Source organism: Sulfobacillus sp. TH-112 (genome assembly GCF_057473405.1).
Map to the genome: position 1 here is coordinate 1 of NZ_JBYCKN010000102.1, position 6,623 is coordinate 6,623.

Consider the following 6,623-nt stretch of genomic DNA (forward strand, 5'->3'; position numbering starts at 1 on the left):
AATTGCGGGGCGATGTGGGCCTTTTCTAAGGACTCCACTCGGTCAATCTTAATCCCCGAAAAAAACTCCATCACTAGAATGCGCCCTGTGGAAAGCTCGGGGAAGGTTTTAGGAACAATGACATCCGGTTGATGGGACAAATCTTCTCGAAGTAGCTCTGTGTTTTGGAGTTCATGTTGGTAGTTTAATTCTTCAAATACCAAGCGCCGAAACTCCTTTAGCACTGTGACCAGGTCAAAGGTACGACCAAAGGTGGTAAATCGCGTGGCCAGTGCCACGACCCAGCGTAATGCCTTAAGGTCGGCCTCCACAATGCTGGTAATATTCGGTCGCTGAACTTTTACCGCCACGTGCTCACCGGTGATGAGGATTCCTTCATACACTTGGCCCAACGAGGCTGCCGCCACCGGGGTTTCTTCAAAGGCGATAAAGTATTGATTGAGCGGCCCTAATTCCTGAGTGATTTGAGGGAGAACGTCGCTCCACGGGGCCGCCTGCACATGATCTTGTAGTTGCGCCAATTCCTCCAAATAGGGTTTGGGCAACAGATCCACCCGACTGGAAAGAAATTGCCCGACCTTAATTAAAAGCCCGCCCATCTCTTCGGCCTGTTTGCGAAAACGCACTGCTTGACGGTGGTACAACCGGTTCAATTTGGGTTCGGCGACATCCGGTGGTTGGCTCCTTAAGGTAAGAGAGTACCAGAGGAGCTCCATCATAATAGAGGCAAATAGGAAGGTGATCCGATAGCTCCGCCATAAGACTGAGGTGTTCGAGCGCCGTTGGCGGGAACTCATTTCTGACATGTATTCTTCCCTCCCTGCTAAAAATAGTCTAACATACCGAAATCTGGTCTTCTTATGTTCTGCTCCGATATGGAGAAGGGGACGAACTGTGGTAACCTAAGGGAGGAATTCTTAACGCGGGTGATGCCAGCGTGTTATCGTTTTTAGAGAGTATTACACCCAAGACACCGCTTTCGTGGGGGATATCGATTGTTGATATCGCTATCGTAGCGTATGGGGTATATCGCTTGTTTCTCTTGATTCGCGGCACACGTGCTGTGCAACTGATCAAGGGGATTATATTGCTTTTGCTAGCGGTCCCGGTATCAAATTGGCTGCATTTGAGTGCGACCCACTTTGTGCTCAAGGATATTCAGACCATGCTGATTGTGGCCTTGCCGATTGTTTTTCAGCCGGAGTTACGGCGAGCACTAGAACAATTGGGACGTGGCAGGTTTTTTGAGCCATGGGGGCAGGGACGGTTTTTTACCGACACCTTGCTGAATCGCGACGAGGTGGATGTTTCCCATGTGATTGATGAAGTGGCGCGTGCTGCCGATCGTCTGTCGCGTAGTCGCACTGGAGCTCTTATCATCATGGAACGGCAGACCGGACTCCAAGAGTACGTCTCCACCGGAACGGCGATTGGGGCTCTGGTGAGTGCCGCCTTATTGGAGAACATTTTTGTGCCCAATACTCCGCTCCACGACGGCGCTGCTATTATTCGTGGTGATCGGGTAGTGGCGGCAGCGGCCTTTTTGCCATTGACAGATAGCGCGCAGCCCGGCAGTGAATTAGGTAGCCGCCACCGGGCTGCCATTGGCATTAGTGAGCAGTCTGATGCGATTGCCGTGGCGGTATCGGAAGAAACGGGCTGGGTGTCAATTGCCGCTGAGGGGCGACTCTATCGGCGACTGGAAGACCGTGCGCTCCGAGAGATGCTCGCCCGCTATCTGCAAAGTCGGCCACACAATTCATTACGGATTTGGCATCGGAGTGGACCATCATGATGGATCGGCTACTAGAGAACAATACGGTGTTAAAGATTTTATCGGTGATCGTGGCCATATTTATTTGGTTTCAGGCGCAACCATCGACGGCACACAATATTTCTCGCCCGATTAATAGTGTGGCGGTCGGCTATGCGACGCCCAATCCGCATTTAACGGTGTTGTCGATTAGTCCCAGCACGGTGACGGTGGGGATTACCGGACCTCCCGCTTCGGTCGATTCGTCGTCGGCGCCAAGCGATGTGGATGCGTGGGTCAATTTAGCGAAGTTGACCCATTCGGGAACATACTCGCTCAAGGTGGCGGCATCGGTCCCGCAAGGGACCAGTTTAGTGAGCGTCGTGCCGCAGCGTGTGAAGGTCACCGTGGCGCGGTTGGGTCAGAAGAAGGTGCCAGTGGACGTTCATCTTTCAGGGAAGCCCGCCACAGGATTTGAGCTGTCGGGCTATACCACCAATTTGCAGACTGCGACCATTTCTGGCTCGGTGAGTGCGCTCAGTCAGGTGCGCTCGGTGGTAGGGACAGTAAAATTGACTAAGCATAACGGCAATTTTATTGAACAGATCATTCTAAATCCCGTGAATGCGCGCGGTAAGGTGGTTCCGAAGGTGGAGGTCAATCCTGCTACGGCGACCGTTAACACCACCATTCAAAAAATCCCGCCACAGGCGACACTGGCGGTGATAAGTCAACTGTCGGGTCAACCAGCGACCGGGTACTCAGTGAGTCAAATTTCGGTCTATCCTTCGTCTGTGACGGTGTCGGGCACAACCAGTAGCCTAAAGGGCTTGACGCATATTTATACGATTCCAGTCAATGTGGCAGGAAAGACCAATTCATTTACTGAAGTGGTACCAGTTACCGTGCCAAAAGGCACTAGCTTGGTCTCCTCTGGGGAAATTACGGTAACGGTCACCATCACCAAGAATTCATAATATGCTGTGATACGAATGATAATTCATATAACAGGGCAAAGGACGGGATCGGTTTGGCTTTGTTTGGAACGGATGGGGCGCGAGGGATCGCCAATGAGGAGCTGACGGCGGAATTGGCCAGAGATGTGGCACGCGGAGCCGCTCAGCAGTTGACGCGTCCAGCGCGTGTCTTGATTGGGCGCGACACGCGTATCTCAGGTCCAATGCTGGAGGCCGCGCTGGCAGCAGGATTCATGGAGTGTGGGGTGGACGTCCTCTTGATCGGCGTTATCCCAACCCCCGCCTTAGCGTATCTGGTGGGAGCAATGCAGGCAGACGCCGGTGTCATGATTTCCGCCTCCCATAATCCTCCGCACTATAATGGAATAAAGCTCATCACCCCGCAAGGACGGAAGTGGGAGCCAGAAGATGAGGCGCACGTCGAAGAAGCCATCGATCGCAAGGATTGGCCGAGCCCGGATCGGCATCGCATTGGCCGTTCTTTCGATTATAGTGGGTCGGCTAAACATCTCTATCTCCGTCATCTGGCGAGCCTCTTTGCAGGGAAAATCCCGCCGCTCGATCTTGTGCTCGATGTGGGGCATGGGGCTGCTGGGGCTACTGCCCCCGCTATCTTTGAGACGCTTGGGGTACCGGTGACAGTCATCAATCACGAACCCTTAGGGGAGCTCATTAATGTGGGATGCGGGGCGACTCATCCGGAAGTTCTCCGTGAAGAAGTGCTCAAGCGCGGTGCTGCACTGGGACTATCCTTCGATGGCGACGCGGACCGGGTGATTGCGGTGGATCATAACGGACGGATTGTGGATGGGGATGAGATTCTCTTTGTGCTAGCGCAATTTTTAAAGGGGCAAGGGAAGCTTACCGGGGACTTAGTGGTGGCGACGGTCATGAGTAATCTTGGCATGGAACGGGCGCTGTTGGACCGCGGCATAAGACTGGAACGTACACCGGTGGGAGACCGCTGGGTGGCGCGTGCGATGCGTCAACAGGATGCCACATTGGGCGGCGAGCAATCAGGGCATGTGATTTTGAACGAGTGGACTCACACCGGCGATGGGCTTTTGACGGGGCTGGCATTAATCTCCGCGGTAACATTTCTTGGGATCTCTCTTGCCGATGCGGTGGCGCCCGTAGAGCGCTATCCTCAAGTCCTGAAAAATGTTCCTTTGCAGTCGCCCATTTCCGACTGGACAACGATACCGGGATTGGAAGAAAATGTATCACAGGCACAAGCGGCGTTAGGCGAAGACGGACGAGTATTGATTCGCCCTTCGGGAACGGAGCCGTTACTGCGTATCATGCTTGAAGGGAGGGATGTGGATATGATTGATGAGTGGGCTCACCGGCTCGAAGCGGGAGTGCGTGAAGCTTTGGAGTCGGCTAAGGCATAAACGCAGGGATAGAGCGCCGGAACCCTAAGGTGAATGGGGTTGACGAGGAGAGGGATCTCGAAAGTTCGGCGGGTGACCTCCGGCTTCTCAGCGGCCGTTAAATCATGGACAAAGGTCAGTTCGTAAGAACGTCACAAAACCATGCGGCTGAGACCGACTCAACTCTATAGGAGGCGAGTCATCGTGTGTGGAATCGTCGGCTTCGTCGGGGAGCAGGGAGAAGCTCTACCGTTTATATTTAATGGTTTGAAACGACTCGAATATCGTGGGTATGATTCCGCTGGGATTGCCTTAGCCGCACAAGGGCGGCTCTACTTGCAAAAGGCCCAGGGGAAATTGAACGTACTGGCGGGAGTCATCGGCGAAATGCCGAGTGATGTCCCCTGTGGTATCGGACACACGCGCTGGGCCACTCATGGTCGTCCCACTGATCAAAATGCGCATCCGCATACTGATTGTACCGGTACCATCGCGACCGTGCACAACGGCATCATCGAAAACTTCCAAGAGTTAAAGCGGGAACTGGAGTTAGCGGGCCACCAATTTCAGTCTGACACCGATACAGAGGTAATCCCCCATCTCCTCGAAGAATATGGGGGACGCGACGATATTGTAGCGGCTGTACAAAAAGCCGAGCGTCGACTTCAAGGCGCCTACGCATTTTTAGCCATCTCGAGTACCCAACCCGACCGTATTGTGGCGGTGAGACGATCAAGCCCATTGGTGATTGGACTGGGTCACGACGCCAATTATCTGGCTTCCGACTTCAGTGCGTTCCTTAGTGCCACGCGCAAGGCGATGGTGCTCGAAAATGGCGACATGGCCATTATTACCCCACAATCGGTGGATGTGCGCACGATGGATGGCAAGACGGTCGATCGTCCCATCCTGATGGTGGACTGGGATATTCGTCAAGCTGAACGTGGAGGATATGCGCACTTCATGTTGAAGGAAATTATGGAGCAGCCAGAAGTGTGGGGTGACTGCCTTCTCGGGAGAACCTCGGACGATCACGTGGTTGTGTCGGAATTAGGGCTGACCGAAAAAATGATGGCTGAGGTGAACCGCATCCAGATTGTGGCGGCCGGCACCGCCTATCACGCGGGACTGGTTGGAAAAGCGTTGATTGAACGGCTCAGTCGGATTCCGGTAGACGTCGCGGTGGCCTCTGAATTCCGCTATGCTACGCCTATTTTTTCCCCAGGCACGCTCGTCATTGTCATCTCGCAGTCTGGGGAGACCGCTGATACCCTGGCTTGTCTGAGTTTGGCTAAAAGCCACGGGATCCCGACGTATGCGATTGTGAATACCGTGGGATCGACGGTGGCTAGAGAGAGCGATGCGGTCGTTTATACCCATGCTGGACCCGAGATCGCGGTGGCGTCCACCAAGGCGTATACCACGCAGATATTGGTTTTGACATTAATTGCCTTGGCTTTTGCTGATATGCGGGACATGGGACGGCCAGACTTGGTCAGAGGATTATTGTCCCTGCCACTTCTTGGACAGGAGATGCTTGGTACCATGGACTCCATTCAAGCGATGGCAAAACATCTTTCTGAGAATTCAGACGTCTTTTATATTGGGCGCGGCATTGACTACGCACTGGCCATGGAAGGACAGCTAAAGATTAAGGAGATAGCGTATAACCATGCGGAAGCCTACCCCGCAGGAGAGTTGAAACACGGAACCTTGGCTCTTATTGAGGAGGGAACGCCGGTGGTGGCCATTGTCACGGAGAGGGCGGTCGCGGAAAAGACTATTTCGAATATTCTCGAGGTGAAAGCCCGAGGGGCTGAGGTATGGGCCATCGTGGATGATGCCTTGCCACACATACTTCCGGTGGATCATCGTATTCCCATTCAGATTCAGGACCCTTTGCTAGGGGCAGTGATTGCGGCATTACCTTTGCAGTTATTGGCTTATTGGACGGCGGTTCTGCGAGGGCAAGATGTGGACCAACCTCGTAATCTGGCTAAAAGCGTGACGGTAGAATAGACGGAAAGCGCAACATGGGGATGTTGGATCTAAAGCTAAAGAGCTTCGGTTTGGTTTAAAGGTCTTCGCTTTCACTTAAACTTGTTCGCTTTGGAAGGGACGCCGATCCGGCTCCTAAACACTTTCGCTTTGGAGAACGAAAACTAGCATTCTTGTGGGAAGAAACCATGGAGAGGGTTCCAGGCCGTAGTCCGGTGGACTGCGGCCTTGGTTTATTGTGGGCACCCAAAATTTCCAAAATTATCTTTCCCCGAAGCGCTATAATCCATGTGGTGCTGTGGACGGACTTCGTCGTTGACATCCGTCGGGGCGCAGAGGTGGTGACCGAGGCTTGGGATTACGTGCCCGCGTGGCGTCGGCAGCAAAAGGTGACGCAATATCGCATGGAGGTGGCTCGCCAGTACGAGGTTGTCCCAAGCTTCGTGGAATTTCGCTAGCGCATCCTTTCTCAAGATTTAGCTGGTTTGCTCGGTTTTTTGGTCCGGTTTATTCGATAACCGG

General features: G+C 53.5%; 6 protein-coding genes. 5 read left to right on the forward strand and 1 reads right to left on the reverse strand.

Annotated elements, in window-relative coordinates:
- Nucleotides 1-806 (reverse strand): ABC1 kinase family protein (locus ACOJWD_RS06680; RefSeq protein ID WP_486992448.1); only part of this gene is annotated, 806 nt, incomplete at its 3' end.
- 131 nt (nucleotides 807-937) lie between these two features.
- On the opposite strand from ACOJWD_RS06680, the gene cdaA reads away from it, so the two are divergent.
- From cdaA to ACOJWD_RS06705, 5 genes are all read left to right on the forward strand, one after another.
- Nucleotides 938-1,795, forward strand: coding sequence for a diadenylate cyclase CdaA (gene cdaA / locus ACOJWD_RS06685; protein ID WP_486992449.1), 858 nt, complete (start codon nucleotides 938-940; stop codon nucleotides 1,793-1,795).
- Nucleotides 1,792-2,730 (forward strand): CdaR family protein, encoded by a 939-nt coding sequence (locus ACOJWD_RS06690; protein ID WP_486992450.1) that lies wholly within the window; start codon nucleotides 1,792-1,794, stop codon nucleotides 2,728-2,730. The genes cdaA and ACOJWD_RS06690 overlap by 4 nt, the downstream gene beginning before the upstream one ends.
- 53 nt (nucleotides 2,731-2,783) lie before the next feature.
- The gene (glmM, locus tag ACOJWD_RS06695) at nucleotides 2,784-4,124 is read left to right on the forward strand and encodes a phosphoglucosamine mutase (protein ID WP_486992451.1); all 1,341 of its coding nucleotides are present in this window, start codon (nucleotides 2,784-2,786) and stop codon (nucleotides 4,122-4,124) included.
- Between the two features lie 183 nt (nucleotides 4,125-4,307).
- A complete protein-coding gene (glmS, locus tag ACOJWD_RS06700; protein ID WP_486992452.1) occupies nucleotides 4,308-6,122 on the forward strand; it encodes a glutamine--fructose-6-phosphate transaminase (isomerizing) in 1,815 nt (604 codons plus the stop codon).
- Nucleotides 6,123-6,289: 167 nt separating this feature from the next.
- Nucleotides 6,290-6,559 (forward strand): hypothetical protein, encoded by a 270-nt coding sequence (locus ACOJWD_RS06705; protein ID WP_486992453.1) that lies wholly within the window; start codon nucleotides 6,290-6,292, stop codon nucleotides 6,557-6,559.
- Nucleotides 6,560-6,623: the final 64 nt, after the last annotated feature.